Origin of the sequence: Streptomyces qaidamensis (assembly GCF_001611795.1) — a bacterium.
Taxonomy (GTDB): Bacteria; Actinomycetota; Actinomycetes; order Streptomycetales; family Streptomycetaceae; genus Streptomyces; species Streptomyces qaidamensis.
The window spans coordinates 1,150,473-1,176,389 of record NZ_CP015098.1 but is presented as its reverse complement, the minus strand read 5'-3'; the positions used below and the strand labels follow the sequence as shown (position 1 = coordinate 1,176,389).

The 25,917-nt window shown below is 71.6% G+C and carries 26 protein-coding genes; 12 read left to right on the top strand and 14 right to left on the bottom strand.

What is annotated here, in order from left to right; all coding sequences use genetic code 11:
• Window positions 1-2: 2 nt before the first annotated feature.
• The 3 genes from A4E84_RS04900 to A4E84_RS04890 are packed head-to-tail and all read right to left on the bottom strand — an operon-like array spanning window position 3 to window position 2,698.
• Window positions 3-1,112 carry a Gfo/Idh/MocA family protein gene (locus tag A4E84_RS04900; protein WP_062925353.1) on the bottom strand — a complete coding sequence of 370 codons (1,110 nt, stop codon included), beginning with the start codon at window positions 1,110-1,112 and terminating at the stop codon, window positions 3-5.
• The gene (locus tag A4E84_RS04895; protein ID WP_062925352.1) at window positions 1,082-1,792 is read right to left on the bottom strand and encodes a ThuA domain-containing protein; all 711 of its coding nucleotides are present in this window, start codon (window positions 1,790-1,792) and stop codon (window positions 1,082-1,084) included. Before A4E84_RS04895 ends, A4E84_RS04900 begins: the two co-directional genes overlap by 31 nt.
• Window positions 1,793-1,843: 51 nt before the next feature.
• Window positions 1,844-2,698: a class I SAM-dependent methyltransferase gene (locus tag A4E84_RS04890; RefSeq protein ID WP_335340822.1), complete on the bottom strand. Its 855-nt coding sequence runs from the start codon at window positions 2,696-2,698 to the stop codon at window positions 1,844-1,846.
• A gap of 74 nt (window positions 2,699-2,772) precedes the next feature.
• Between A4E84_RS04890 and A4E84_RS04885 the strand changes: the two genes are divergently transcribed.
• The 5 genes from A4E84_RS04885 (at window position 2,773) to A4E84_RS44325 (ending at window position 6,629) form a co-directional block, all read left to right on the top strand.
• Window positions 2,773-3,204 carry a helix-turn-helix domain-containing protein gene (locus A4E84_RS04885; RefSeq protein WP_062925351.1) on the top strand — a complete coding sequence of 144 codons (432 nt, stop codon included), beginning with the start codon at window positions 2,773-2,775 and terminating at the stop codon, window positions 3,202-3,204.
• Between the two features lie 95 nt (window positions 3,205-3,299).
• Entirely contained in the window at window positions 3,300-4,568 is a 1,269-nt protein-coding gene (locus tag A4E84_RS04880; RefSeq protein ID WP_062931316.1) for an MFS transporter, read from the top strand.
• Window positions 4,569-4,712: 144 nt separating this feature from the next.
• On the top strand, window positions 4,713-5,480 hold the full coding sequence (locus A4E84_RS04875) for a carbonic anhydrase (protein WP_174569405.1): 768 nt from the start codon (window positions 4,713-4,715) through the stop codon (window positions 5,478-5,480).
• A gap of 194 nt (window positions 5,481-5,674) precedes the next feature.
• Window positions 5,675-6,295, top strand: coding sequence for a type 1 periplasmic-binding domain-containing protein (locus A4E84_RS44330; protein ID WP_237304838.1), 621 nt, complete (start codon window positions 5,675-5,677; stop codon window positions 6,293-6,295).
• Between the two features lie 103 nt (window positions 6,296-6,398).
• Window positions 6,399-6,629 (top strand): substrate-binding domain-containing protein, encoded by a 231-nt coding sequence (locus A4E84_RS44325; RefSeq protein WP_237304835.1) that lies wholly within the window; start codon window positions 6,399-6,401, stop codon window positions 6,627-6,629.
• Window positions 6,630-6,724: 95 nt separating this feature from the next.
• Here A4E84_RS44325 and A4E84_RS04865 read toward each other — a convergent pair whose 3' ends face one another.
• Window positions 6,725-7,465, bottom strand: a complete 741-nt coding sequence (locus A4E84_RS04865; protein ID WP_062925350.1) for a class I SAM-dependent methyltransferase — start codon at window positions 7,463-7,465, stop codon at window positions 6,725-6,727.
• Between the two features lie 41 nt (window positions 7,466-7,506).
• Window positions 7,507-7,872, bottom strand: coding sequence for a hypothetical protein (locus A4E84_RS40375; RefSeq protein WP_062925349.1), 366 nt, complete (start codon window positions 7,870-7,872; stop codon window positions 7,507-7,509).
• A gap of 452 nt (window positions 7,873-8,324) precedes the next feature.
• Between A4E84_RS40375 and A4E84_RS04855 the strand changes: the two genes are divergently transcribed.
• The 4 genes from A4E84_RS04855 (at window position 8,325) to htpG (ending at window position 12,388) form a co-directional block, all read left to right on the top strand.
• Window positions 8,325-8,612: a DUF3040 domain-containing protein gene (locus A4E84_RS04855; protein WP_062925348.1), complete on the top strand. Its 288-nt coding sequence runs from the start codon at window positions 8,325-8,327 to the stop codon at window positions 8,610-8,612.
• A gap of 194 nt (window positions 8,613-8,806) precedes the next feature.
• Entirely contained in the window at window positions 8,807-9,583 is a 777-nt protein-coding gene (locus tag A4E84_RS04850) for a hypothetical protein (RefSeq protein ID WP_062925347.1), read from the top strand.
• A 104-nt stretch (window positions 9,584-9,687) separates the two neighbouring features.
• Window positions 9,688-10,407 (top strand): class F sortase, encoded by a 720-nt coding sequence (locus tag A4E84_RS04845; protein WP_079128872.1) that lies wholly within the window; start codon window positions 9,688-9,690, stop codon window positions 10,405-10,407.
• 82 nt (window positions 10,408-10,489) lie between these two features.
• Entirely contained in the window at window positions 10,490-12,388 is a 1,899-nt protein-coding gene (gene htpG / locus A4E84_RS04840) for a molecular chaperone HtpG (protein WP_062925346.1), read from the top strand.
• 11 nt (window positions 12,389-12,399) lie between these two features.
• On the opposite strand, the gene A4E84_RS04835 is transcribed toward htpG, so the two are convergent.
• From A4E84_RS04835 to A4E84_RS04825, 3 genes are all read right to left on the bottom strand, one after another.
• Window positions 12,400-12,651: a twin-arginine translocase TatA/TatE family subunit gene (locus A4E84_RS04835; RefSeq protein WP_062925345.1), complete on the bottom strand. Its 252-nt coding sequence runs from the start codon at window positions 12,649-12,651 to the stop codon at window positions 12,400-12,402.
• On the bottom strand, window positions 12,639-13,304 hold the full coding sequence (locus tag A4E84_RS04830; protein ID WP_062925344.1) for a hypothetical protein: 666 nt from the start codon (window positions 13,302-13,304) through the stop codon (window positions 12,639-12,641). Before A4E84_RS04830 ends, A4E84_RS04835 begins: the two co-directional genes overlap by 13 nt.
• A 78-nt stretch (window positions 13,305-13,382) precedes the next feature.
• Window positions 13,383-13,958: a TerD family protein gene (locus A4E84_RS04825; RefSeq protein WP_062925343.1), complete on the bottom strand. Its 576-nt coding sequence runs from the start codon at window positions 13,956-13,958 to the stop codon at window positions 13,383-13,385.
• Window positions 13,959-14,136: 178 nt separating this feature from the next.
• Between A4E84_RS04825 and A4E84_RS04820 the strand changes: the two genes are divergently transcribed.
• Together A4E84_RS04820 and A4E84_RS04815 are read left to right on the top strand one after the other, a co-directional pair.
• Window positions 14,137-14,523 carry a BlaI/MecI/CopY family transcriptional regulator gene (locus tag A4E84_RS04820; protein WP_062925342.1) on the top strand — a complete coding sequence of 129 codons (387 nt, stop codon included), beginning with the start codon at window positions 14,137-14,139 and terminating at the stop codon, window positions 14,521-14,523.
• Window positions 14,524-14,529: 6 nt separating this feature from the next.
• On the top strand, window positions 14,530-15,501 hold the full coding sequence (locus A4E84_RS04815; protein ID WP_062925341.1) for a M56 family metallopeptidase: 972 nt from the start codon (window positions 14,530-14,532) through the stop codon (window positions 15,499-15,501).
• Window positions 15,502-15,729: 228 nt separating this feature from the next.
• Here the strand turns inward: A4E84_RS04815 and A4E84_RS04810 are convergent, their stop codons facing one another.
• The 5 genes from A4E84_RS04810 to A4E84_RS04790 form a co-directional block, all read right to left on the bottom strand.
• Window positions 15,730-18,198, bottom strand: a complete 2,469-nt coding sequence (locus tag A4E84_RS04810; protein ID WP_062925340.1) for a carbohydrate-binding protein — start codon at window positions 18,196-18,198, stop codon at window positions 15,730-15,732.
• Window positions 18,199-18,286: 88 nt separating this feature from the next.
• Complete coding sequence (locus tag A4E84_RS04805; RefSeq protein ID WP_062925339.1) at window positions 18,287-19,111, bottom strand: carbohydrate ABC transporter permease; 825 nt, start codon at window positions 19,109-19,111, stop codon at window positions 18,287-18,289.
• Window positions 19,108-20,031, bottom strand: a complete 924-nt coding sequence (locus tag A4E84_RS04800; RefSeq protein ID WP_062925338.1) for a carbohydrate ABC transporter permease — start codon at window positions 20,029-20,031, stop codon at window positions 19,108-19,110. The genes A4E84_RS04805 and A4E84_RS04800 overlap by 4 nt, the downstream gene beginning before the upstream one ends.
• Window positions 20,032-20,033: 2 nt before the next feature.
• Entirely contained in the window at window positions 20,034-21,359 is a 1,326-nt protein-coding gene (locus A4E84_RS04795; protein ID WP_062925337.1) for an ABC transporter substrate-binding protein, read from the bottom strand.
• Window positions 21,360-21,428: 69 nt separating this feature from the next.
• Window positions 21,429-22,466: a LacI family DNA-binding transcriptional regulator gene (locus tag A4E84_RS04790; protein WP_062925336.1), complete on the bottom strand. Its 1,038-nt coding sequence runs from the start codon at window positions 22,464-22,466 to the stop codon at window positions 21,429-21,431.
• A gap of 133 nt (window positions 22,467-22,599) precedes the next feature.
• Here A4E84_RS04790 and A4E84_RS04785 point away from each other — a divergent pair, with 133 nt between their 5' ends.
• Window positions 22,600-24,720, top strand: a complete 2,121-nt coding sequence (locus A4E84_RS04785; protein ID WP_062931313.1) for an alpha-galactosidase — start codon at window positions 22,600-22,602, stop codon at window positions 24,718-24,720.
• Between the two features lie 10 nt (window positions 24,721-24,730).
• On the opposite strand, the gene A4E84_RS04780 is transcribed toward A4E84_RS04785, so the two are convergent.
• A complete protein-coding gene (locus tag A4E84_RS04780) occupies window positions 24,731-25,852 on the bottom strand; it encodes an acyltransferase family protein (RefSeq protein ID WP_418082173.1) in 1,122 nt (373 codons plus the stop codon).
• Between the last annotated feature and the right edge of the window lie 65 nt (window positions 25,853-25,917).

The window sequence follows — 25,917 nt, the reverse complement described above, 5'->3', positions numbered from 1 at the left end:
CCTCACGCGGGCCGGCCGTGCCACTGCTCGGCACTCGTCAGCGGCACGGGTGCGGGCACCCGCGCCGAGGTCGTCAGCTCGATCCGGCGTCCCTCGGCCGCCGAACACAGCAGCGCGGTCATCGTCTCCAGTACGTGCAGGGCGAGTTCACCGTCGGCGCGCGGCGCCCGCGACGCGTCGGCGGTGAGGAAGTCGAGCAGACCGAGGCCGCGGGAGCCGTCCGCGTAGCCCGCGGACACCGGCAGGGCCCGCCACCTCGTGTCGCCGAGCGCGTGGAGGCGTACCTCGCCGTCGAAGCGGTTCGGGTCGGGCACCGACAGGGTGCCGCTCTCGCCGTGCACCTCGATCGGGGCGGCCGTGGTGGCCACGCCGTCGAAGCTCGTCGTGAGCGTCGTCAGCGTCCCGTTCACGTGCTCCAGCACTCCGGATACATGGCTGTCCACCTCGACCGGTATGTGCTCGCCCGCGCGCGGCCCGGAACCGATCACGCGCTCGGCGCGCAGCCGCCCGGCCGCCCCGGTCACGGCACGCACCGGCCCCAGCAGATGGACCAGGGACGACAGGTAGTACGGCCCCATGTCCAGCAGCGGGCCGCCGCCGGCCGTGTAGTAGAAGTCGGGGTGGGGATGCCAGCGTTCATGCCCCGGGGTGACCATCACGGCGGAGGCGAACTGGGGGCGTCCGATACTCCCCGCCTCCACGGCCGCCCGGGCGGTCTGAACTCCCGTGCCCAGGACGGTGTCCGGGGCACAGCCCACCCCGGTGCCCGCCCGCGCGGCGGCTTCCAGGACGGACCGGGCGTCCTCCAGGTCCGCCGCCAGCGGCTTCTCCCCGTAGACGTTCTTGCCGTGCCGGATCGCCCCGAGGGCTATCCCGGCGTGGGCCGCCGGGGTGGTCAGGTTCAGCACCGTGTCCACGTCCGGGCTGCTCAGCAGTTCCTCGACCGACAACGCCCGGGCGCCCGGCAGTTCGGCGGCGGCCGCGGCCGACCGGGAGGCATCGAGGTCGGCGACCGCGGTGACGCGCACCCCGGGATGGCCGGCGAGTGTGTCCAGGTACGCGCGGGAGATGACGCCGAGTCCTACGACCCCGACGCGGTGCGCGTCGCCCACAGCATGCCCCTCTCGATGATGGTGCGGACGTGGGGGTGCTCCAGCACGTCGACGCTGTGCCCCGGCGTGGTCACCACGATCCGCCCGGCCCCCCACCGGCGGGTCCAGACCGCCGGTGAGGTGACCGGCCGGTGCCAGGGCTGCCACGGCCGGGTGGGATGCGTGGTGGTGGCCAGGACGTCGATGAGGTCGTCGTGGAGCACCCAGTACTGCTCGGTGTCCAGGGCGAAGTCCTCGATGCCCGCGGTGACCGGGTGCGCGCGGCCGGCTTCGGTGAGCGTGATGGTGTGCGGCAGGAAGTTGTCGTCCGCCGCACCCCGGCGCTCGCACGGTTCCTTGCCGGGGTGCGTGGCGAACTGGCCGCCCACCAGGTGCAGATAGTCCGAGGAGGCGCGGAACGAGTCGGCGATGCCGCCGTGCCAGCCGGTGAAACCGGTGCCGGCCACGACCGCGGAGGTCAGCCCCGCCAGCTGCTCGCGCGTGATCTCCGACATCGTCACGCACTGCACGACCAGGTCGGTCGCGGCCAGTTCGACGGCGTCCGCGTAGATCTCGGTCGACTCCTCGACCCGGACGGCGTACCCGTTGCTGCGGAGGAAGGGCAGGAACAGTTCCGTGGCCTCGACCGGCTGGTGCCCTTCCCAGCCGCCCCGGACCACCAAGGCTCTCTTCTGCGTCATCGTGATCTCACTATGCGCCGGTCGCCGCCGCTCGGAAAAGAGGGCCGGACCTCACGAAAGTTTCGCGGTGGCGGCCCGGGCCGAGACCATCCAGCAGGCCGCGGTGTAGCGGACCTGGGCGCCCTGCACGAAGGGGTCGAAGGCCGGGCGGACCGCCTCGACGATCTCCGCCCGGGTCCGCTCGTCGGCCCCGGGCAGGACCACGCCGAGCGGACCGAGCCGCGTGAAGTAGGTGACGAGGTCCGTCTCGGGCAGGGCGCAGACCACGTCGACCGGCTGGATGTCGATCCCGGCCCAGCCGCTCCCGGCCAGGACGCGGTGGACGCGCTCCGGGTCCGCGAACGCGAACTGGCCCGGCTGGTCCGGCCGACGGGCGGGCAGGTCCGGCAGGAACGGGGCCGCGGCGCGTTCGGCCGTCGTCATGAACGGGTTCTCCTCGGGGCCCCGCCACACGACGCACCGCAGCCCGGCCCCGTCCCGCACCGTGCTCCGCAGATTGCCGAAGGCACGCACGGGGTCGCTGAAGAACATGACGCCGAAGCGCGACACGACGGCGTCGAAGGCTCCGGGTTCGAACGCGTACTCCTGCGCGTCGGCCTGGATGAAGGACGCCGTTACGCCCTCCCGCTCGGCGTGTGCCCGGGCCGCCTCGATCATCGGCCCCGAGATGTCCACACCGACGCAGTGACCTGCCCTGCGGGCGACGGCCCGGGTGACGCCGCCCGTGCCGCAGCCGACGTCGAGCACACTGCCCGCGTGTTCGGCGGCCACCGCCTCGACGAGCAGTTTCTCGAACGGCCTGAACATCTCGTCCAGCAGCTCCTGGAGATCCACCCATGCGCTGCCGGCGGGCCCGTTCCAGCGGGCGGCCTGCTCGTCGTCGGACCTGTGCGAGGCGTTCATCATGGTCTCTCCCTCTGCTTGCCTTCGTCGGGACGGGATGACAGCGTTCTACTTCAAGTCGACTTGAGGTCAAGACAATGACAGACCTGGACATCGCCGAAGTGGCGCACCGCGCCGGTGTGCCCGCCTCGACACTGCGCTTCTACGAGGAGAAGGGGCTGATCGTCTCGACCGGCCGCCGCGGGCTGCGGCGTCAGTACGACCCCGGAGTGCTGGAGCGGCTGGCGCTGATCGCGCTGGGGCGCACGGCCGGGTTCTCGCTCGACGAGATCGCGCAGATGTTCGCCCCGGACGGGCAGCCGCGGATCGACCGGCGGATGCTGTCCGCCAAGGCGGACGAACTGGACCGCAGGATCCGCGAACTGGGCGTCCTGCGGGACTCGCTGCGGCATGCCGCAGCCTGCCCCGCACCCAGCCATCTGGAGTGCGGCACCTTCCGCCGCCTGATCGACGCGGCGGCGTCCGGCGGTGTCGCCACGCCCGGACGGCAGGTGCCCGGCCGCCGTTGACGGATCGTCGTGATCTTGGCCCAAAACTGGCTCGTGCTTTGCCCGAATCCCGTCGCCGCGTCCCTAGCCTCGGCTGCGGACTTCGGGAGGCAATGGTGCTGAAAACCGTGACAGGGCAGGCCGCGGGTCTGACCAAGGACCAGCGCAACGCCTTCGTGGCCGCCTACCTCGGCTGGGCCATGGACGCGTTCGACTACTTCCTGGTCGTGCTCGTCTACAGCGAGATAGCGGACGACTTCCATGTCTCCCTCACCGACATGGCCTTCCTCACCACCGCGACGCTGGTGATGCGGCCGGTCGGCGCGCTGCTCTTCGGCATGTGGGCGGACCGCCGGGGCCGCCGCGTCCCGCTCATGGTCGACGTCGTCTTCTACTCGATCGTCGGCTTCGCCTGCGCCTTCGCGCCCGACTACACCGTGCTGCTGGTGCTGCGCCTGCTCTACGGCATCGGCATGGGCGGCGAATGGGGTCTGGGCGCGGCCCTGGCCATGGAGAAGATTCCCACCGAACGGCGCGGATTCTGGTCGGGCCTGCTGCAGAGCGGCTACTCGCTGGGGTATCTCCTGGCCGCCGTGGCGTTCTTCGTCATCGAGCCCGTCTTCGGCTGGCGCGGCCTGTTCGCGTTCAGCCTGCTGCCCGCCCTGGTCGCGCTGTGGGTGCGCAGCAGGGTGGAGGAGAGCGAGGTGTGGGAGAAGAGCGTCGCGCTCAACCGCACCCCCGCGCACCAGGTGTTCAGGAACCCCGCGGTGCTGCGGCGCTTCGTCTACCTGGTCGCGCTGATGACCGCCTTCAACTGGATGTCGCACGGCACTCAGGACATCTACCCGACCTTCGTGAAGAAGGGCCTCGACCTGTCGGCGAACACGTCGATCGCGATCGCGGTGGTCTACAACATCGGGGCCATGATCGGCGGAGTGGTGCTCGGTGCCTACTCCGAGCGGCTGGGCCGCCGCCGGACCATCATGATCGCGGCGGCCGCCGGCCTGGTCGTGGTGCCGTTCTTCGTGCTGTCCACCACCGTCGGCTGGCTGATGCTGTCGTCCTTCCTCATGCAGGTGTGCGTGCAGGGCGCGTGGGGCGTCATCCCGGCGCATCTGACCGAGATGAGCCCGGACGCCGTGCGGGGCTTCTACCCCGGCGTCACCTACCAGCTCGGCAATCTGATCGCCGCACTCAACCTGCCGATCCAGGAGGCCCTCGCCGAGCGCCACGGCTACCCGTCGGCCATGGCATGGACCATCGTGCCCACCCTGGCCGTGGTGATCCTGCTGAGCGCGCTCGGCAAGGAGGCCAAGGGGATCCGCTTCGGGGGCGGCTCGACGACGGCGCCGGGCGGTGCGGCGACCGGCACGGTGCACTCCTGACCGGAAGGGTTCTGCCCGGCCCGCGATTTGGATCAGTCCTTCTCCCGCGCTGCACGAGCGTTGTACGGGCGCTAACCGGCCCCCCACGAGAGTGGAATCACCGCTTCCCACCAGGGAGGGCGGCGACCGAAAGGGGACGGCCACATGGGTACCGCCAAGACACCGCAGCGCAGGGCCATACTCACCGGTGGGCTGGCTGCCGGCGCAGCGCTGCTCACCGCCTGCTCGTCGAAGGGCACCGCCGGCACGGGCAAGGCCGCGGCCGCGGCGGGCACGCCCTCGCCCTCTCCCGCGGCGGCCGCGCGACCGGACTCGCCCTGGTCCGCGTTCGCTCGGCTGATGGACGGCAACAAGCGCTGGGTGGACGGCACACTCCAGCACCCCGACCGCGATCCGCAGCGGCGCGAGTTCGTCGCCGAGGCGCAGGACCCGTACGGCGTGATCCTCTCCTGCATCGACTCCCGCGTGCCGCCGGAGCTCGTCTTCGACACGGGCCTCGGCGACCTGTTCGTGATGCGCACCGGCGGGCAGGTCGTCGGACCGGTCGTCGTCGGTTCGGTGGAGTACGGCCCGATGACGTCCGGCACGCCGCTCGTCGTGGTCCTCGGCCACCAGCGATGCGGCGCGGTCAAGGCGGCGTACGAAGCACTGAAGGACCACAAGCCGCTGCCCGGCAACCTCCGGTCGATCGCCGAAGCCCTGCGGCCGGCCTACCGGGAGACCGTCAAGCGGCAGCACGCCGACCCCGTCGACGCGATGGTCCGGATCCACGTCAAGCAGACCGCCGCCGACCTGCGGACCAACAAGGACCTCGCGCCACTGGTGAAGAAGGGCGAGCTGGCCGTCGTCAGCGCCTACTACTCGCTCGACACCGGCCGTGTGGAGGTCCTCACCGGCGCGCCCTCCGCCTGACCGGGGGCCCTGGGGGCCGGGCGGCCAAAACGTTCCACGTCCGGTCACGGTATACGTGCGGCGCCCATGAAGGCCATCGTCGTGCCTGGTCGCGCGGCCGCAACAGCGAGGGGGCGGACGCCGTTCCGGCACGCCCCGCCCGCATCCAGGACGTCGCAGCCGCCGCCGGTGTCTCGGTGTCCACGGTGTCGAACGTGCTCAACCGGCCCGAGCGGGTCACCGCGCAGACCGCCGAGCGCGTCCGCGTCGCCGCGCTCGACCAGTCCCCCACCCGGGAGCCGCCGGTCTGCGCACCGGTCACTCCTGCGCGATCGGGCTGGTCCTGCCCGACGTCACCAACTCCTTCTGCGCGCATCACGCGGGGCGCCGCCGACGCGGCCTGCGACCACGGCCACTCGCTCGTCCTGTGCCACAGCGGAGACGCCCCCGAGCGGGAGCAGGGCGACTTCAGCATGCTCGTCGAGCAACGGGCCGTCGGCGTCGTCGTACCGCTCAGCGCCGACCCGGGCCGGCTGGCCGGGCTGCGCGAGCGGGGCATCCCGCTGGTCCTGGCCGACCGCGCGATGCCCGGCCGGGAGGGCTGCTCGGCCTCCGTCGACGACATCGCCGGCGGCCGCATCGCCGTACAGCACCTCCTCGACAGCGGGGCCCGCGACATCCTCGTCGTCAACGGCGAGCGCGGCATACGCCAGTGCGCCGACCGCTGCCAGGGCGCCCGGCAGGCCGTCCGCAGTCGCCGCGAGGCCCGGCTCGGCCAGGTCGTCGCCGAGCGGATGACCGTCGCCTACGGCACGGAGATCGCCCGCGGGCTGTAGGACCCGCCCGACGGGGGTTCTGCACCCACGACTTCCTCGCCGCCGGCCTGTGCCGGGGGCTGACCGAACGCGGCGTGCGCATCCCCGAGGACGTGAACGCGGCGTGCGCATCCCCGAGGACGTGCAGGTCGTCGGCTACGGCGACCTCGACGTCGCGACCTTCGGGGCGACGACCCTGACGCTGGTCCGGCAGCCCGTCGAGGACCTCGGCCGCGCGGCGGTGGAGATGCTGCTCGACGAGATCGAGGCTCGCGCGGACCACCTCCACGAGACCCGCGTCTTCGCCCCCGGCCTGGTCCTGCGCGCCTCCACCCGGCCGCTCTCCGACGACTAGAGGGCCTGTCGTTCGGTTGACGCCAGGGGCCTTTTGCGGACACGACCCAGGCCTGCCCGGCGAGGGGAAGCCTTCACGTCTCGGCGCGGCGGAGCTTACGGTTTGTGGGTCACCCAGAGCAGTTCCGCCGGCCAGCGGTGTGCCCAGTCGGGTGGGTCGGTTTCGTTGTAGCCGTTGGGTGTTCCGAGTTCGGGCCGCGGCTCGATGAGGTCGTCGATGACGAGACCCGCGCCGCGCAGGACCTTGACCCAGTCGCCGTAGGTGAGCTGGTAGCTGGTCGCGCCGTCGTCCTCGGCGATGGTGTTCAGCCCGAAGTAGTCCTGCCGCAGCGTCGTGGTCACGCGGCCGGCGGCTTCGTCGTAGCACGCTTCGAACCATGGGCTGGCGACGTTGAACACCAGGCGCCCGCCTCGGCCCAGGACGCGTGCGGCCTCCGGGACGGCCAGGTGCGGGGGCGCCCAGCTGAGCCCACCGAAGTCGCAGAAGACCAGGTCGAAGCTGTCGGCGGCGAAGGGGAGTTGTTCGGCGGCACCTTGCACCAGCGGGTAGCGGGCCGCTCCCATCGCGCGGGCCGCTGCGGCGAGTTGGGCTTCGGACAGGTCGAGCCCGACCACGGTGGCGCCCTCGGCGGCGAGTGCCCTGGACCACTGGCCGGCGCCGCAGCCGAGTTCGAGGACGCGCTTGCCGGTGACGTCGCCCAGGGCGTGCAGGTGCGCGTCGGGGACGGAGTACATGCCCCACAGCCGGGGCGCGGCGCCGATTTGCGGGTCGTGCTTGTGCTGGTAGGCGCTGCTGATCCGGTTCCAGAGCCGCCGGTTGGCGGGGATGCTGTCCACGTGCCGACTCCAGCACTGCCTGCCGGGGGCGGTCAAGACGATCAGGGCACTGGCCGGCCCTCGCCTCGGTCCGCCCCTGGTTCGGCCCATGATCCGCCGGACGAGCCCTGACCCCCGGACGGAACCCGCAGCGTCACCGGCCCCCACAGCCCCGACGGCAGCTGCGACGGGAAAGCCCAGGCGGTTGGCGTGGCCTCCGCGAGGTACGGCGCCGGCGTGCCCCGGACCGTCGCCTCCAGCCGGACGGTCCGCCCCGCCGCACCGCGCAGCGGGAAGCGGTACGGCGCGCAGAACGCCTCCCCGGCGAACTCCCCGTCGACCGACACCTCCACACTGCCCCGAACCCGCCCCAGGTCCAGCACGGGGTCGGGCCCGGGCGGCACCTCCACCGCCCGTGCGTACGTCACGCCCCCCTCCAGCCGCCGAGCCGCTCCAGCCGCCGAGCCCCTGCTCGCGCCGGTCGCACAGTGCCAGCGGTGCCGGCACCGTCCGCACCCGGACCGGCCCGAGCCAGGCGGAGCCACCCCGCAGGACGGCCGTGGGCCCGGTGACCACCTCGACCCGGGTGGGTGCCGGGAGCGGCGCATGGAGCGTCGACCGGTCGCCCCTCTCCGAACACCCCCTTGTCGTCCCGGCGTTCATGAGGGTCGGCCACCGGGAAGAATGGGCATGGGGCCCGATGGCGTAAGCCGTTGGAGGAGGGAGAAGCTGAAGCCCTGGTGAGACAGCCGCGGCCGGCCGCACCGGCGCATCGGCAGCCCGTCTCCCTCCGCACCGCCGCAGGATCCGCCACCCCAAAACTTGTCATGATCTCGGCCGTGCCTGCCTCGAAGCGCTCGGGTTCCGGGAAGGAGAAGCCGTGCCCCCCTCCGAAGACCACCGCCTCGTCGATCTCGAAGCACGACTCGAGCAGGAGGACCCCCGGTTCACCCGGGCCATGAGATCCGGCCGCCCCGCCCGGCCCCGGGAGTACCGGCGTACCGGCGCCTGGTGGGGGCTGGCACTCGGCGTCGTCGTGCTGGCCTGCGGCATCGCCCTGGCTCAGGGGCTGCTCATCGCGGGCGGGCTGGTCCTCGTCGGCATGGCGGCCCAGCTGGCCGATCCGGACCCGGTCCGCATGGCGCACCGGGGCTTCGGACGGCGCTGACGGGGAGGGGTTTCCGAGTCCTTCCAGCGCCCCCGGAACACCGGGGCGTTCCGCCGTCGGAGTGCCGTCGTAACCCGTGTGTACGCCCTGGATGGTGGGGCTGTCCGGCATGAATGACCGTGGTTCACGTCGGGGCCGGGTCTCGTGAGCTGGCGAGGCGTCAGCTGCCCGGGTCGCGACGGAAGGACTCACCGATGCGCTCTGCCCGCATGCTGCTCGCGACGGCCACGGCCACGGCCGCCCTCGCGATCACCGCGCCCGCCGCCTACGCCGAGGCGATGGGTGACTGGGACAACGACTCCAGTTCCTACAGCAAGGAGCACCACAAGGACGGCAAGCACGACAAGCCACACGGCGGGATGCACACCGGTGGCGGAGCCCTGACCGCGGTGTCCTCGGACGACGAGTGGGACGGCGACAAGGGCGACCAGGAGGGCAAGGAAGAGGAGCACGGCAAGGAGAAGGGGCACGAGAAGGGCTCCTGGAAGGGCAAGCACGACAAGCCGCACGGCGGGATGCACACCGGTGGCGGAGCCCTGGCCGCGGTGTCCTCGGACGACGAGGGGGACGGCGACAAGGGCGACCAGGAGGGCAAGGAAGAGGAGCACGGCAAGGAGAAGGGGCACGAGAAGGGCTCCTGGAAGGGCAAGCACGACAAGCCGCACGGCGGGATGCACACCGGTGGCGGAGCCCTGGCCGCGGTGAACTCCGACGACTGGGACAACCCCAAGCACGACCCGGACACCTACAAGGAGGACGGCGACTGGGGCGGCAAGCACGGCGAGCACGACAAGGGCTCCTGGGAGGGCAAGCACGGCAAGCACGACAAGCCGCGCGGCGGCATGCACACCGGTGGCGGCGGGCTGGCCTCCGCGCCGGGCGTGACCGCGGGCGGGATGGCCGTGCTGGCGGTGGCCGGCACCGGTCTGTTCGCGCTGCGACGCCAGAAGGCCTCGCGCGGCACCGCGTGACCGGCGCCTGACCTCACAGCAGCCGTGGCCGCCGCACGTGCACATCGCGTCGCGGCGGCCCGGCTCGTCGTCCCGCGTGCCGTGCCCGAATGAGGTGGTCCTTGATGGCAGCCAGTCCCCCCGCTCTTCCCGACCCCGGCCCCGAACCGTCGAAGCGGCGGCTGCGCACCGTCGTGTCGGTGCTGTGGGCGGTGGTCGCCCTCGTCCTGACCGTGAGCCTGGTCGGCGGCCGCGGCGGGTCGTCCGACGCCGCCGGCCCGCCGCACGCTCCACCGGCCGTGGCCGCGAGCCCGGCCGTCCCCGACCAGCCCGGCACACCACCCGGGTCCGCCGCGCCGCGCCGGACCGCCGCGGCCGGCGCAGGCCCGCATCTACCGCGGTCCCGGCCGGTCCGCCTGCTCATCCCCAAGATCTCGGTCGACGCTCCCTTCACCGACCTCGCCATCGGCAGCTCGGGCCAGCTGGAGCCCCCGCCTGCGCACGACACCAACCTCGTCGGCTGGTACGCCAAGGGCCACACCCCCGGAGAGGCGGGTACCGCGATCATCGCGGGGCACGTGGACACCGCGACCTCCCCAGCCGTCTTCGCCGGGCTCAGCGAGCTGAGGAAGGGCGACCGGTTCCAGGTGGCGCGGGCCGACGGCGGCAAGGCGACCTTCGTCGTCTACGCCACGGAGTCGTTCGAGAAGGACGCCTTCCCCAGCGACCGCGTCTACAGCGACACACCGGACGCCCAGGTCCGGCTCATCACCTGCGCGGGTGCCTACGACCGTCGGGCCCGGGACTACACCGAGAACCTGGTCGTCTTCGCCCGTCTCGTCTGAGTTCCGGGGACCCGGCCTGACTTGGTGTTTTACAGTGACATCCAGTTCAGGCGACTGTGGACCTGTGAGGGATTCGCGAACCATGACGACCGAAACGTTTGAGTTCCAGGTAGAGGCGCGTCAGCTGCTCCAGCTGATGATCCACTCGGTCTACTCGAACAAGGATGTCTTCCTGCGGGAACTCGTCTCCAACGCCTCCGACGCGCTCGACAAGCTGCGTCTGGAGAAGCTGCGGGACGACGCGCTCGACGCCGATGTGTCGGACCTGCACATCGAGCTCGACATCGACAAGGAGGCCCGCACCCTCACGGTGCGGGACAACGGCATCGGCATGTCGTACGACGAGGTCGGCCGGCTCATCGGCACCATCGCCCATTCGGGTACGGCCGCGTTCCTGGAGGAGCTGCGTGAGGCCAAGGACGCGGCCGGGGCCGAGGGGCTCATCGGCCAGTTCGGCGTCGGCTTCTACTCCGGCTTCATGGCGGCGGACGAGGTGACGCTGGTGACCCGGCGTGCCGGGGAGGGCCAGGGGACCCGCTGGACGTCGCGCGGCGAGGCCACGTACACCCTGGAGAGGGTCGACGACGCGCCGCAGGGCACGTCCGTCACGCTCCACCTCAAGCCCGCCGACCCCGAGAACCAGCTGCACGACTACACCTCCGAGTGGACGATCCGGGAGATCGTCAAGCGCTACTCGGACTTCATCACCTGGCCGATCCGGATGGTCCCGGAGGCGAAGGACGGCGAGGGCGCGCCCGAGCCCGAGACGCTGAACTCCATGAAGGCCCTGTGGGCGCGTTCGCGCGACGAGGTGTCCGACGACGAGTACCACGAGCTGTACAAGCACATCAGCCACGACTGGCGCGAGCCCCTGGAGACGATCCGGCTCCAGGCCGAGGGCACCTTCGAGTACCAGGCCCTGCTCTTCGTCCCCTCCCACGCCCCGCACGACCTGTTCACGCGGGACTTCAAGCGCGGCGTCCAGCTGTACGTGAAGCGCGTCTTCATCATGGACGACTGCGAGGCGCTGCTGCCGCCCTACCTGCGCTTCGTCAAGGGCGTCGTCGACGCGCAGGACCTCTCGCTCAACGTCTCCCGCGAGATCCTGCAGCAGGACCGGCACATCCGGATGATGCAGCGCAGGCTGACGAAGAAGGTGCTGTCCACGGTCAAGGAGTTCCTCGCCAAGGACGCGGACCGCTACCGCACGTTCTGGCGCGAGTTCGGCACCGCCCTGAAGGAGGGTCTGGTCACCGACTCCGAGAACCGTGACGCGATCCTCGCCGTGTCCTCGTTCGCGACCACCCGCTCCGACGACGAGCCGACGACGCTCGCGCAGTACGTGGAGCGGATGAAGGACGGTCAGGACGACATCTGGTTCATCACCGGTGAGTCCCGGCAGAGCATCGAGAACTCCCCGCACATGGAGGCGTTCCGGGACAAGGGCATCGAGGTCCTGCTGCTCACCGACGCCGTCGACGAGGTCTGGGTCGACGCCGTCGGCGAGTACGAGGGCAAGAAGCTGCGGTCCGTCACCAAGGGCGAGATCGACCTCGACGGCGAGGGCGGGGAGAAGGCCGGCGAGGAGCGCGAGAAGCAGGCCGAGGAGTACGCCGGGCTGCTCGGCTGGATGCGCGAGCAGCTCGACGAGGACATCAAGGAGGTCCGCCTCTCCACGCGGCTCACGGTCTCCCCGGCGTGCGTCGTCTCGGACGCGCACGACCTGACCCCGGCCCTGGAGAACATGTACCGGGCGATGGGCCAGGAGGTGCCGCGCACCAAGCGGATCCTGGAGCTCAACCCCGGCCACCCGCTGGTGAAGGGCCTGCACGAGGCGTACGGGGCGAGCGAGGACCGTACGGAGCTCGCCGAGTCAGCCGAGCTGCTGCACACCCTGGCGGTGCTCGCGGAGGGTGGCCAGCCCAAGGACCCGGCGCGCTTCGTCAGGCTCGTGTCCGACCGCCTGGAGCGCACGCTGTAGACATGGGCGGATCAGGGGTGGTCCGGGGCGTCCGCCGCCCGGGCACCGGGCGGGGTCGTGCCGGTGCCCTGCGGGACGATCTCGCCCTGGACCACCCGCGGCGCGGGGGCCGTCCCGGCCTCCTCGTCCTTCGCCGCGCGGGCCTCGGCCTTGAGGATGCGGGCCGCCTTGCCGGCCGAGCGGGTCAGCTCGGGGAGCTTCTTCATCCCGATGACCGCTATGACGACGATGAGAATGATCGCGAACTCGCTCAGTCCGAACATGGTGTCCTGTCCTCTCTCGCCCGGGCCGGGCACGGCGAGAGCGTATCGGGCGGCGAGCACGGTGTGATCGCCGTATCGGGATGCGGCAGCAGGTGCCGGCGCAGGTGCGGCAGCATTCCGCGGTCGAGCAGCTCCTGCCGCCAGACCAGCCGGGCGTGCTCCGCCTGTTCGGCGGCCGGGGGCACGCCGCGCCCGCGCAGGGCCGTGTGCAGCAGGGCGGCCAGGGTTCCGAGGCCGGTCACGGCCGCCACGAGCGCCAGGGTCCAGCCGGCCGCGACGAGCGATCCGGGCAGCGGGCCGAGGGCGTCGGCGAGGTGCAGCAGGCCGCCGGTCAGGAGCAGCGCCGCGGCGGACGTGCCCGCCACGAGCGGTGTGAGCACCGCGAGGGCCGGCAGCAGGTCGCCCGTGCCGAGCAGGCGCCGCTGTTCCCGCCGGGCGGCCCTGCGCACGGCGAGGTAGGAGCGGTACGGCACCTCGGCCGCCGCGGCGATCTCGTCGGCGTGGGCGAGCGCGTGGGCGCGCAGGTGCGCGGCCGCCCGGCCGGCCGGGTCGGTGCCCAGGGCGCCACGGATCTCCGCGGTGCCCAGCGCGTGGTGCAGTACGGCTTCGAAGTCCGCGCGGTCGTCCGGGCGGAGGCGGGACGGGTCGGCCACATGGTCTCCCGGTCGGTTGCTGATGCGGGCGCCGGGCCCGGCCACACGCGGTCGGGCCCGGCGGCGCGGTGGTCCGTGTCAGACGTTGACGCCGAAGTCGGCGGCGATACCGGCGAGACCCGAGGCGTAGCCCTGGCCGACCGCACGGAACTTCCACTCGGTGCCGTGCCGGTAGAGCTCGCCGAAGACCATCGCGGTCTCGGTCGAGGCGTCCTCCGACAGGTCGTAGCGGGCGATCTCCTGGCCGCCCGCCTGGTTGACGACCCGGATGAAGGCGTTGCGGACCTGCCCGAAGCTCTGGCCGCGGTTCTCGGCGTCGTGGATGGACACCGGGAAGACGATCTTGTCGATCTCGGCCGGCACGGCGGCGAGGTTCACCTTGACGGACTCGTCGTCGCCCTCGCCCTCACCGGTGAGGTTGTCGCCGGTGTGCTCGACCGAACCGTCCGGGCTCTTGAGGTTGTTGTAGAAGACGAAGTGCTGGTCCGAGGGGACCTTGCCGGAGGCGTCGAGGAGCAGGGCGGAGGCGTCGAGGTCGTAGTCGGTGCCGGTGGTCGTGCGGACGTCCCAGCCCAGGCCGACCAGGACGGCGGTCAGGCCGGGCGCCTCCTTGCTGAGCGAGACGTTGCCGCCCTTGGACAGGGAAACTCCCACGGGGTACTCCTTCTTGAGCGTTGACGTGTGCGGTGTGATGCCACTGCGGATGTCACTGCGGATGTCACTGCGGATGTCACTCTGAATCTACAGCAATGTAGAAGCAGGCGGCATCGGTCCGGCGGATCTATACGATGTCCGCAAGGGCAACGCAGGGCGGTGAGAGGGAGGCGGGGCGGTGACGGGTCCTGGGCAGCGTCCCCGGCGGGGACAGGGCGAGCTGGAGGCGCTGGTGCTGTCGGCGCTGCGGGAGGCGGACGGCCCGGCCACGGCCGGCTGGGTGCAGGAACGCCTCGGCGGTGACCTGGCGTACACGACGGTGATCACGATCCTGACCCGGCTGCTGGGCAAGGGCGCGGTCACCCGGGAGCGGGTCGGCCGGTCCTTCGCCTGGACACCGGCCTCCGACCAGGCGGGCCTGGCCGCCCGCAAGATGCGCAAGGTGCTGGACGCCGAGAGCGACCGCGGGGCCGTGCTCGCCAGCTTCGTCACCGGCCTCGGCCCGGACGAGGAGCGGCTGCTGCGCGACCTGCTGGATCAGGCCCAGAGCGAAGGGGAAGACTGAAGCCTCATGGGGGTCTTCGTCTTTCTGCCACTGATCCTGCCGCTCACCGCCTGGCCGGTCGCCCGCCTCGCCGAACAGCATCTGCATCCGCGCACCGCGACCCGGCTGCTGACGGTGCTGGCCGTGGTGCTGTCCCTGTGCAGCACGGTCTGCCTGGCGCTGGTGATGGTGGTCGGCACCGCCCAACTGCCCGGCAACCCGCTGCCGGACGGCTGGTCCGACGCCGAGGTGCGGGCGGCGGTGCCGTACGACGAGGTCGTGGGCAAGGCCGCGATCCCCGCGCTGTGTGCGGTCGTCGTCGCCTGTGTCCGGACGGTGCGGCGGCACGGGCGGGTACGTCGTCAGGCGCATCGTGCCCTGGCCGGGCTGCGGGAGACGGAGGTGGCGGTGCTGCCCGACGCCGTGCCCTACGCGTACGCCCTGCCGCCCGGCGGGCGCCGGACCGGCGGTGGGGTGTCGAGCGCCGGTACCGGGCGGGGCCGTGTCGTGGTGACCACGGCCCTGCTGGACCGGCTCCGGCCGGCCGAGCGCCGGGCCTTGTTCGCCCACGAGCGGGCACACCTCGCCGCACGGCACGACCGCTACCTGCTCGCCGTGCAACTGGCGGCCCGCGCCAACCCGTTCCTGCGACCGCTGCGTACCGCCGTGGCGTACACGGCGGAGCGGTGGGCGGACGAGGAGGCGGCCCGGGTGATCGGCAGCCGCCGCACGGTGGCGAGGGCGATCGGCACCGCCGCGCTCGTCTCGCGGGGCACCCCGCTGCCCACCCTCGCGGGACTCGCGGCTCCCGGCCCGGTGCCGCGCCGGGTGGCGGCGCTGCTCGGCCCGGCCCCAGCCGTGCGCCCTTGGCCGCCGGCGTTCACGGCGGTCGGAGCGGCGGCGTGGGGCGCGGCCGCCGGGACGGCCATCTCGGCGATGTCGTCCGCGAACTCGGCGGTCACGATGGTCCTGATCCTGCACGCGGCGACGCCGCTCTGACCAGCGCGTCGGAGCGGTGGGGCGTGCTCTGAGGGGCGCGGGGGACTGCGCGACAAGCCGCAACGGCGCCGCACCCGGAGGGTGCGGGCGGAGGGGGTCGCGCCGCGCGTCCCCACGTGGCGGGATTGGCCGAAAAGGGATCACCCTCGACGCGACGGTGCCGCAGCCCGCCTCCACGGCGGACTGCGGCACCAGGGCCCGCTGACCTGGCGTCAGCAGTTGCGTCGCTCAGCCCACGACCCGGCCCAGCTCGATCCGGTCGATGTTCGGCGCCCAGGCGGTGGTGTTGCCGAACGTCACCTTGTTCGCGCCCTTCGCCAGATCGACCGGGACGCCGACCGTCCAGTAGTCGTCCCAGCTCCAGGTGTTCTTGAACGTGACCTTCTGCGGTGGGGCGCCCCCGACCCTGATGTCGGCCGTACGGGACATGATGTCCGTGTTGTAGGCGTGGCCGTTGTCCCGGCGGTCGTTGTGGGCGTAGTGGACGACCATCACATAGCGGCCGGACCTCGGCGCGGTCACCGTGAACTCGGCGGTGCTGGAGGGGCTGTTGCCGAGCCAGCCGATGTACGAGCCGGCGGACGCGTGCGGGCTGTCCACGAGCTTCGCGCCACCCGCGAGCGTGGCCGAGGCCCCCTCGTAGGAGAGGGTGCCGGACGTCGAGCCGTCGCCGGAGACGTCGAGGGAGCGGACGGCGGCGTGCCCCGACGTCATCGCGACCCGGTTGTTGCCCGCGACGAGGTACAGCCGCAGCGGGCGGCCGGGCGCCGCCGTGACCTTCTCGCCGTGCAGGGCGAGTCCCACCGCCGCCGAGGTTCGCGGGGTCACCGTGTAGTAGCCGTCGCGCGGGGCGTACACGTCGAAGACGGCCTTGTCTCCGGAGCGCAGCACCAGGGCACCCGTGCCCACACCGGCCGAGGACGAGTAGTCGTACGACGGCTTGCCGCTGATGTCCGCCAGGGTGGCCTCGTACGACGTCAAGGCCGCGCCGGTGTCGCTCGTCAGGTCGATCCGGTCGAGCGTGACCTCGGCGTCGCCCTTGGCCAGCACCAACTGGTGCGTCCCCGCCTTGAGTCGGACGCGTACGTCGCTCTTGGCGCGGTAGGTCCAGTTCTCGGTCGAGGGGTAGGTGACCGTTACCGGGTCGGCGCCGTCGACGGTCAGCTTCTGCGTGGCGGGACCGCCGGACTGGTTGCCGTACAGGACCGCGAGGTCGTATGTGCCGTCCTTCGGCACCTCCACCGTGAACGCGACCTTGCTGCCCGGCTGGTTGAGGGAGCCGACGTCCTTGGTGCCGGAGGCGGCGTAGCCGTTGGCGTTGCTCACCGTGCCCTGGGTGTAGACCTTGCCGTCGGTGATGGCGGCGTCCTCGGCCTCGTACGACGCCGACCACGGGACGGAGGCGGCAGCCGGGCTGCCCGAGCCGCCGGGGGTGAGGACGATCCGGTACGCCGACATCTTGTGCAGGCCGCGCAGCGGGACCGTCGCCGAGCCGTCGCCCGCGACCTTCACCTTGGTGCGCGCCAGGACCCGCGGAGCCGCGTGCTGCCCCTCGTAGCCGGACCAGGAGGCCTCGGCCACCGTCGCGGTGACCGTACGGCCGAACACCGAGCGCGGGACGTTCTTCACGACCACGTCCGAGTCGCCGTCCGCGCCTCCGAGCAGCACCTGGGCCTGGCGGCGGGAGGTGTCCAGGGAGGCGAGCCCCTGCAGGGTGTCGACGGTGTTCGGCTGCGGCGGCGTCACCTTCACGGTGTTCCCGGTCAGGCCCGCGTACCAGCGGAACAGCCACCAGCCGCCGTTGGGGATGTTGGAGCGCACCACATGGCCGCTGAGATTGCCGGCGGCGTCCCAGTACGCCATGTTGGCGAACACCTTGTTGCGTTCGAACATCGACACCCACTGCACGAGCTGCCCGGGCACGGACAGGTCGCGGCGGTTGGCGTACTCGTCGATGTTGATCTTCAGCGGGGCGATGCCCGCCTCGCGCTCCAGCTTGCGGTATTCGTCGTAGTGGGCCTGGAAGTCGCGCAGGGAGCCGGAGCCGAGCTCGTGCCAGGTCATCACCTGGGGCACGACGTTCTCCCGCTTGGTGAAGGCGAGGAAGTCCTTCAGCAGACGCGTGTGATAGGCGGCTTCGTTGGGTCCGGCGATGCGGGCGTCCGGGTCGATCGCGCGGATCCGCTGGTACACCGTCTTCCAGTCCTTGAAGAACCGGTCGCGGTTCTTCTCGTACTGGGCCTGGTCCTTTACGTCGAGCTTGTACCAGATCTGGTCGGGCTCGTTGAAGGGGATGTAGACGAAGCGGTCGCTGTTCTGGTCGGCCGATATCTCCTTGACGATCTTGTCGACCTTGGGGAGGTAGTCGTCGATGCCGAGGTCCTCGTAGGGCCACTTGGCGTAGATGTCCTGCATCATCACGTTGATCTCGCCGCCGCCGGTGCGGAAGAACGACTTCGAGACCGTGAGCGCGTCGCCGTTGGGGTGCTGGGCGCCGCCCTCCGGCTTCTGCGAGACGCTGGTGATCTTCAGGGGCTCCATCACGGCGTCGCTGGGCACCCCGTCGTCGCTGAGCCCGTAGAGGGAGCCGTTGGCGCCGAGCATCACCGGGCCCTCGGAGGCGTCGAGGTCGACGGTGAGGCGTTGCGGATCGGCTGCGGCTGCCGCGGGACCGGCCGCGGGAAGGGTGGCTGCCATGGCGGCTGCTCCAAGTAGTGCTGCGAACAGGGCGGTTCTGGTACGGGATCTCGTGCGGGTGGGGGTGATCACGCTGCTGGACCTCCAGTCACTTGACGGCTCCACTGGTGATTCCGGACACGATCTTTCGCTGGCCGACGAGGAACACGGCGACCATGGGCAGGCTCATCACCACGACGTACGCGAAGACGAGATGCCAGTTGTTGAGGTAGAGCTGGGCGCTGGCGACCTGGTAGAGGTTGAGCGGCAGGGTCGCCCGGTCTCCGCCGCCGAGGACGAAGAACGCGTAGAAGACGTCGCTCCAGGCATAGAGCATCACCATGATCGTCGCCGTGGCGATGACCGGCCGGAGCAGCGGCAGGACGATCCGCCAGAAGATCCGCGACGGTGTCGCCCCGTCCATCCGGGCCGCCTCCTCCAGTTCCGTGGGGATGGCGCGGATGAAGCCGGTCATGAAGAAGATCGACGTCGACAGATACATGCCGGTGTAGACGGCGATCATGCCGGGGCGGGTGCCGGCCAGGCCCAGCTGGCGCAGCTCCATCACGATGGTGATGACGGCGGGCGGCAGCAGCAGCCCGCTGATGCACAGCGCGTACGCCGCCGACACCAGCCTCGACTTCCGCCGCGCGAAGACCCAGGCGGCACCCGCGCCCAGGATCAGCACCAGGACCACGGAAGGCACCACGACCAGCAGGGAGTTGAGGAAGCCGCGCAGCATCTCGCCCTCGCCCAGGGCGTCCGCGTAGTTGGCGGCGGGCTGCCAGTGCCGGGGCAGGTCCAGGTTCGGCTTGATCGCCTCCGCCTGCGGCTTGGCCGAGGTGACGGCGACCAGCCACAGCGGCACGCCCACGGCCAGCCCGGCCAGCAGCAGGACCAGGGCGGGACGGCCGTAGCGCCACACCGGGGTCACAGCAGCTGCTCCCTTCGCCGGAGCCCCACGACCAGCGGGATCGCCACGGCGACCACGACCAGGAAGAGCACGAGACTCATCGCGGAGGCCTGCGCGTACAGGCCCTGCCCGAAGATCCGGAACATGTAGATGTTGAAGACCTCGGTGGAGGCCGCGGGCCCGCCGCCGGTCGTGGCCTGCACGATGTCGAAGGTGTTCATCGAACCGATCAGCGCCGTGGTGACGTTGAAGGTGACGGCCGGCGCGAGCATCGGCCAGCGCACCGACCAGAACGTCCGCCACGGCCCGGCCCCGTCGATCCGGGCGGCTTCGAGCATGTCGCCCGGGATGCCCTTCAGACCCGCCAGATAGATCAGCATGGCCAGGCCCATCCACTTCCAGCCGTGGATCAGGGTGACGATCACCAGCGTCCAGGTCGTCGAGCCCAGCCACGGGATGTCGGTGCCCAGCACGGAGTTGACGGCTCCGTCCTGGTCGAGGAGCGCCTGGAAGACGTACCCGGTCGCGAGGGCCGAGATCAACACGGGCAGGAAGAAGACGGCCCGGAAGAACCGGTTGAAGCGGCTGTCGTCCTCCAGCAGCAGCGCCAGCACCAGCCCGAAACCGTTCTGGAACAGCGCCGCCAGCAGCGCGTACACCAGCGTCGTGCGGATCGCGCGCAGCAGCGAACCGTCGTCGGCGATGGTCCGGAAGTTGTCCAGGCCCGTGAAGGCGATGTCCGCGTGGTACGACGACCAGTCGGTGAACGGGTAATAGAAGTTCAGCAGGTTGGGCACCAGGAAGAACCCCGCGAAGACGGCGATGGCGGGGAGCGCGAACCACCAGGGGTGGTGCACCGCGGCGCGCGGGAGCCGCCCCACGCTCCTCGGCGGGCCGGCTGCCGATGGCTGCTTGCGTGTCCGTACGACCGTGTCCGCCATCGTCAGAACCCGGGTGCGCCCTGGGCCTTGGCCACCTGCGCGAACTGGTCCTGGATCGCCTGCGCGACCTGCTGCGGGCTCTTCTTGCCGAAGATCATGTCGGCCAGGTAGAGGTGCGTGTCGGGGGCGACGATGGCCTTGGCCTGGAACACGCCGATGGCCTTCGGCAGGGCCGCGACCTGGGCCTTGGACGTCTCGGGCAGACCGCCGGGAGTGGGTACGGACGGCTGCACGGACGGGATCTTCATCGCCTTGATGTAGTCCGGGTAGTCCGGGCCGAGCCAGAAGGCGAGGAACTGCCGGGCCGCGTTCTGCCGCTTCTCGTCACCCGTCTTGAAGGCGACGACCCCGTTGGTCTGGTCGGGGGAGTACAGGCCGGTCGCGGAGGAGTTGGCGACCGGGAACCAGCCGATCCTCTTGTCGATCTCGGCGGTGGAGTACTTGGCCTGCAACTGGCTCTGGAAGGAGGTGACGTTGAGGACCATGCCGGCCTCGCCCTTCCACAGGGCGTCGGCCTGCCCGGTGAACGTACCCGTGCGGTAGTTCTTCTGGGCGAGCCCGGCGTCGAGCAGCTTGTCCTTGTACTTCTTGATCGCGCCGACCACGACCGGGTCGGTCCACTTCTTCTTGCCGGCGTTCAGGTCCGCCCACCACTGCTGGTCCAGATCGGTGAGCTGGACCTGCATCTGCCACTGGAGCGGCCACTTGTCGCCACCGGCCTCGTAGAAGGCGGCCGCGTCGGTCTTGTCGGTGACCTTGTGGCCGAGGGCGAGCAGTTCGTCGTAGGACCGGGGGAAGTCCTTTTCGGCGATGCCCGCCTGCCTGAAGACGTCCTTGTTGTAGTAGACGCCGAGCATGGCCGGGCTGGTGACGATCGCCGCGTAGCGCTTGCCGTCGATGACGCCGAGGGACTTCTCCGTGTCACCGAGCTCGGAGACCCAGGGCTCGGCGTCGAGCGTGAGGAGGTTCTGCTGCGGCTGGACGAACGGCAGGGTGGAGATGGACGGCTGCCAGAACATCAGGTCGGGGCGGTCGCCGGAGGCCAGTTTCGTCGGCACGTTCTGCTCGTAGAGGTCCGGGATCGCCTGGGTGTCGACCTCGGCTCCGGTGGCCTTCTCGAAGGCGTCGATGACCTGCTTGGGTGCGTTGACCGTGTTCTGCGCGGTCCACATGGTCAGCTTCACGCCCTCCAGCCGTGCGGTCGGGTTCACCGCCGTCTGCCCGGCGTCGTCCCCACCGGAGTCCCCGGCGGTGGGATCACTGCACGCGGTGGCGGCCAGTCCCGCGGCACATATCAGTGCCAGGGCGGGGAGAACTCTTCTGTTCATCACGTGCCTTTCCGAGCAGGGTTCGGTTCAGGAAGCGGGACTCACAACTGCGGTGTTCACGGGGGACGTTCAGGTCCCGGAGGGCGGAGGGCCCGAGCTCTCCCGCACCACCAGTTCCGGTACCGACACGGGGTGCGGGGCGACCGGCGCGGACTCCTCCAGCGCCCCGTGCAACAGGGCGAACGCGGCCCGGCCGAGGCCGGTGAAGTCGAGGCGCACGGTCGTCAGGGACGGGGTGAGGAAGGCGGAGTGCGGGGCGTCGTCGAATCCCGCCACGCTGACCTCGCCCGGCACCGCGCGGCCCGTCTCGTGCAGGGCGCGGAGCACGCCGAGCGCGAGGTCGTCGTTGCCGCACAGGATCGCGGTGACGGACGGGTCCCGCGCCAGCTTCAGCGCCGCCGCGTGACCGCCCGCAGGTCCCCAACTGCTCTGCACCGGGCGGGGTTCCGGGGCGCCCGACTCCTTCAGCGCCTGCCGCCAGCCGCTGGTGCGGGCGCTGGTGCGGCGGGTGCTGGAGGGGATGGCGACGTAGTGCACGGTCTCGTGGCCGAGGGAGAGCAGATGCCGGGTCGCCTGGTAGGCGGCCTCGCGGTCGTCGGTCCACACCCAGGGGCTCTCGCCGCCGGGCGGGCTCGCCGGGGTCTCGACCACGCCCACGACCGGCAGCCCGTCGGGCACCGCTCCCAGCGCCCGCACACCGGCCGGATCGTAGGCGATCACGACGATCCCGCCGCCGGCGTCCGTCGCGCGCTGCACTTCGGCGGCGACGGCCGCTGCCTCGGCGGATTCCAGTACGCCGATGCCGACCGCGTACGAAGCGGCCCGGGCGGACTCCTCGATGCCCTGGAGGATCGAGGCGTAGCCGTAGTGGGTGGTGTTCGCGGTGAGCACGGTCACGGTGCGGGTGCGTCCGCTGGCCAGGGCGAGGGCCGTGGCGTTGCGCCGGAAGCCCAGCTCCTCGATGGCGACCAGCACCCGCTCGCGGGTGGCCGGCCGGACGCTGGGATGGCCGTTGATCACCCGCGAGACCGTCTGGTACGAGACCCCGGCGGCCGTGGCGACGTCCCTGATGCTCGCCGGGCGCCTTGTGTGACCGGTCACATTCATGCGAGGATTGTGACCGGTCACACTTGGGTCGTCAAGAGACCGTAACGAGGGATTCACGCGGACCTCCGCTCCCCGGCAACGGGGCGGGGCCAGGAGGGGGAGCACCTTGACCGGCACGGCGGATGCGGCGCACATGGTCTCCAACCAGCGGCACGGCGAGTTCACTTGGGGGCACGAGACACTCGCTGCCCGGTTCGCCGTCGCCGCCGACGGGACCCTGCGACTGGTCCGGCTGGCGCACCCCGGCGACGACCGCGAAGCCGCCCCCCAGTGCGCGCTCCCGCTGGTGGAGCTCACCGCCCTCGGCCACGGCAGCGGCTGGTCCGGCCCCCGCTTCACCGGCACTGCCTTCGGCGCGCGGCTCGCCTACCGGAACCACCGGACCGGCCAACGCGACGGCTGGGAGTGGTGCACCGCCGAACTCCACGACCCGGCGACCGGGTTGACGGCCTTCGTCGAACTCACCTCACCGGCCGGCCTGCCCGTCCTGCGCTCCCGCGTCCGGCTCCGCAACGACGGCCGTGCCCCCTTGGTCGTCCAGTCCGTCAGCAGCCTCCTGCTCGGCGCACTGCCCGCCCCCGACGCCCTCGACGTGCACCGGGCCCGCAACGACTGGCTCGCCGAGTGCCGTTGGTACGCCGAGCCGCTGCGCGCGTCCGTCGCCGACATCAACACGGACGTCCACGAGCACGACAGCCGGGCAGCCCTCGCCCTCACCGGGCGCGGCAGCTGGCCCACCGACGGACATCTGGCCATGGGCGCGCTGACCGAGCGGGGCGGCGGCCGGGCCTGGGCATGGCAGGTCGAGTCCCCGGCCGGCTGGCGCTGGGACCTCGGCGAACGCGCGCACGGCACCTACCTGGCGCTCAACGGCCCCACGGACGCGGAGCACCAGTGGCGGATCCGCCTCGAACCGGGCGAGGAGTTCACCACCGTCCCCGGCGCCCTGGCCCTCGGCCCGGACCTCGACGCCGCGCTGGGCGCCCTCACCTCCTACCGCCGGGCGATCCGCCGCCCGCACCCCGACCACGCCGCCCTCCCCGTCGTCTTCAACGACTACATGAACACCCTCATGGGCGACCCGACCACGGCCAAGCTGCTGCCGCTGATCGACGCCGCCGCCGACGCGGGCGCCGAGTACTTCTGCATCGACTCCGGCTGGTACGACGACGACACCCGGGGCTGGTGGGACAGCGTCGGTGCGTGGCAGCCCTCGCCGCGTCGTTTCCCCGACGGCGGCATCCGGGCCGTCCTGGACCGGATCCGGGAGCGCGGCATGGTGCCCGGGCTGTGGCTGGAGCCGGAGGTCGTCGGGGTGCGCAGCCCCGTCGCGGCCGAGCTGCCGCCCGAGGCGTTCTTCCAGCGTGACGGTGTACGCCTCACCGAACAGGGCCGCCACCAACTGGACCTGCGGCACCCGGCGGCCCGCGCCCACCTCGACAAGACCGTCGACCGGATCGCCGGCGACTGGGGCGTGGGCTACCTGAAGCTCGACTACAACATCGTCGTCGACCCCGGCACCCAGGCCCCCGGCGACCTCGCACCGGGAGCGGGCCTGCTCGGGCACGCCCAGGCCTACCTGGACTGGCTCTCCGGAGTCCTGGACCGCCACCCCGGCCTCGTCGTCGAGAACTGCGCCTCCGGCGGCATGCGCATGGACGGCGCCACCCTCGCCGCCGTCCAGCTCCAGTCCACCAGCGACCAGCAGGACCCGCTGAGCTACCCGCCCATCGCCGCCTCGGCGCCCACCGCGGTCCCGCCCGAGCAGGGCGCCGTCTGGGCCTACCCGCAGCCCGAGTACGACGACGACCTGATCGCCTGGACCCTCGGCGGGGCCCTCCTCGGCCGCATCCACCTCTCCGGTCACCTGAACCGCATGTCGGACCACCAGCGCGCCCTCGTCCGGGACGCCGTCGACGTCTACAAGTCGATCCGCGGCGACCTCGCCCGGGCCCTGCCGTTCTGGCCGCTGAGCCTGCCCGGCTGGACGGACGAGTGGCTGGCCCTGGGGCTGCGGGTCCCCGGTGACGGCACGGCGTACCTCTCGGTCTGGCGGCGCGGCGGACCGGACGAACTCCACATCCCCGTCCGGCACCTGGCGGGCCGGATCGTCCGGGCGGAGATCCTGCATCCGTCGTCGCCGGCGGCGGGGGAGCGCGGGTTCGGCCGGGCCGTCTGGGACGGGGAAGGGGTGACGGTGTCCGTGCCGCGCACGCCCGGGGTGCTGCTGATCCGGCTAGGTCAGGAGCCGTGAGACGGTCCGCTCACGCGCGTACGGCGCTTTGCTCCCGCGCCCGACCGCCCGTGTTCCGGCGGAACGCCCACGCCATGTCGGGCTCCATCACCCAGCGGAAGACCCGTCGCACCGGCGGGGTGCACAGTGCGGTCACGAGCACCGCGGCGGCGACCGTCACGAGGATCTCGCCCAGGGGCCGGTGCACCCACGCCGGCTCGTACCAGCCCCAGAACTTGGACCCCTGTGCGACGAAACCGTGCAGCAGGTAGCCGTAGAGCGTGCCCGCGCCCAGCGCGGTGAACCAGGTGCGGCGGCCGGGCACCCAGGCGAGGAAGCAGGCGACCAGCGCCAGCGAGCAGCCGAAGGTCGTCAGCGTCATGACGGGCCCGTACCAGGAGGGGGCGGCCAGCTCCTCGGCGCTGTCGCGATGGTAGAACCAGGCGCCGCTCATCCGCGGCACCGCCCAGTAGGCCACCGCGAGCGCGCCGGCGAAGACCGGCACGGCCAGGATCCGCGCCGCGCGGCGCCGCACCCGGTGGAAGTGGTCGGGCCGCAGCAGCAGACCGAGGACGAAGTACGGCAGGAACTGCAGCGTGCGCTGCAGATCGAGGTCGTTGCCGATGGACGGCGAGAGCGTCGCCAGCATCGCGACGACCAGGGCGATCGGCAGCGGCCACCGCACAAGCTGCCAGATCGGTGTGGTCAGTCGCCAGATGAACAGGGCCGCCAGGAACCAGGTCAGGTAGAGGGGATCCAGCAGGCTGACCGGCCGGTCCGGCTCCTGGTCGGTCCACCGGGTGAACAGGGTGTAGGCCGTCTCGAAGACGACGTACGGCACGGCGAGCCCGGTGACCAGGCGCCTGATCCGCCCCGGGCCCGCGTCGAAGGAGCGCGAGAAGTAGCCGGAGATGACGATGAACGCCGGCATGTGGAAGGAGTACACCACCATGTAGAGCGCGTCGGCCGCCCGGCTGCCGTCCCGCAGCGGCTCCCAGGCGTGCCCGATCGCCACCAGCACGATCGCCAGGTACTTGGCGTTGTCGAAGAACGCGTCCCGTCGGCCGGCCGGTTCCGGCACGGGCTGCGGCGCTCTCCGTTCCGCTTCCCCGCCGGTCGTGACCGCGCGCATGCGCAGGGTGTCCTCGCTCATCACGCCTCCCGCGCGGGGTTCGGGGAGCCCGGACGGGTGCCTGCGCGTTGTGCCGGTGGTGCGGC

Bases quoted from the DNA above. Each gene is read 5' to 3' on its own strand.
- A4E84_RS04885 (WP_062925351.1), top strand. From the start codon at position 2,773: ATGACAGACCTGGACATCGCCGAAGTGGCGCACCGCGCCGGTGTGCCC.
- A4E84_RS04790 (WP_062925336.1), bottom strand. From the start codon at position 22,466: ATGAATGTGACCGGTCACACAAGGCGCCCGGCGAGCATCAGGGACGTC.
- A4E84_RS04895 (WP_062925352.1), bottom strand. From the start codon at position 1,792: ATGACGCAGAAGAGAGCCTTGGTGGTCCGGGGCGGCTGGGAAGGGCAC.
- A4E84_RS04810 (WP_062925340.1), bottom strand. From the start codon at position 18,198: ATGGCAGCCACCCTTCCCGCGGCCGGTCCCGCGGCAGCCGCAGCCGAT.
- A4E84_RS04835 (WP_062925345.1), bottom strand. From the start codon at position 12,651: ATGTTCGGACTGAGCGAGTTCGCGATCATTCTCATCGTCGTCATAGCG.
- A4E84_RS04845 (WP_079128872.1), top strand. From the start codon at position 9,688: ATGGCAGCCAGTCCCCCCGCTCTTCCCGACCCCGGCCCCGAACCGTCG.
- A4E84_RS04800 (WP_062925338.1), bottom strand. From the start codon at position 20,031: ATGGCGGACACGGTCGTACGGACACGCAAGCAGCCATCGGCAGCCGGC.
- A4E84_RS04780 (WP_418082173.1), bottom strand. From the start codon at position 25,852: ATGAGCGAGGACACCCTGCGCATGCGCGCGGTCACGACCGGCGGGGAA.
- A4E84_RS04815 (WP_062925341.1), top strand. From the start codon at position 14,530: ATGGGGGTCTTCGTCTTTCTGCCACTGATCCTGCCGCTCACCGCCTGG.
- A4E84_RS04785 (WP_062931313.1), top strand. From the start codon at position 22,600: ATGGTCTCCAACCAGCGGCACGGCGAGTTCACTTGGGGGCACGAGACA.
- A4E84_RS04850 (WP_062925347.1), top strand. From the start codon at position 8,807: ATGCGCTCTGCCCGCATGCTGCTCGCGACGGCCACGGCCACGGCCGCC.
- A4E84_RS04890 (WP_335340822.1), bottom strand. From the start codon at position 2,698: ATGATGAACGCCTCGCACAGGTCCGACGACGAGCAGGCCGCCCGCTGG.
- A4E84_RS04795 (WP_062925337.1), bottom strand. From the start codon at position 21,359: ATGAACAGAAGAGTTCTCCCCGCCCTGGCACTGATATGTGCCGCGGGA.
- A4E84_RS04875 (WP_174569405.1), top strand. From the start codon at position 4,713: ATGGGTACCGCCAAGACACCGCAGCGCAGGGCCATACTCACCGGTGGG.
- htpG (WP_062925346.1), top strand. From the start codon at position 10,490: ATGACGACCGAAACGTTTGAGTTCCAGGTAGAGGCGCGTCAGCTGCTC.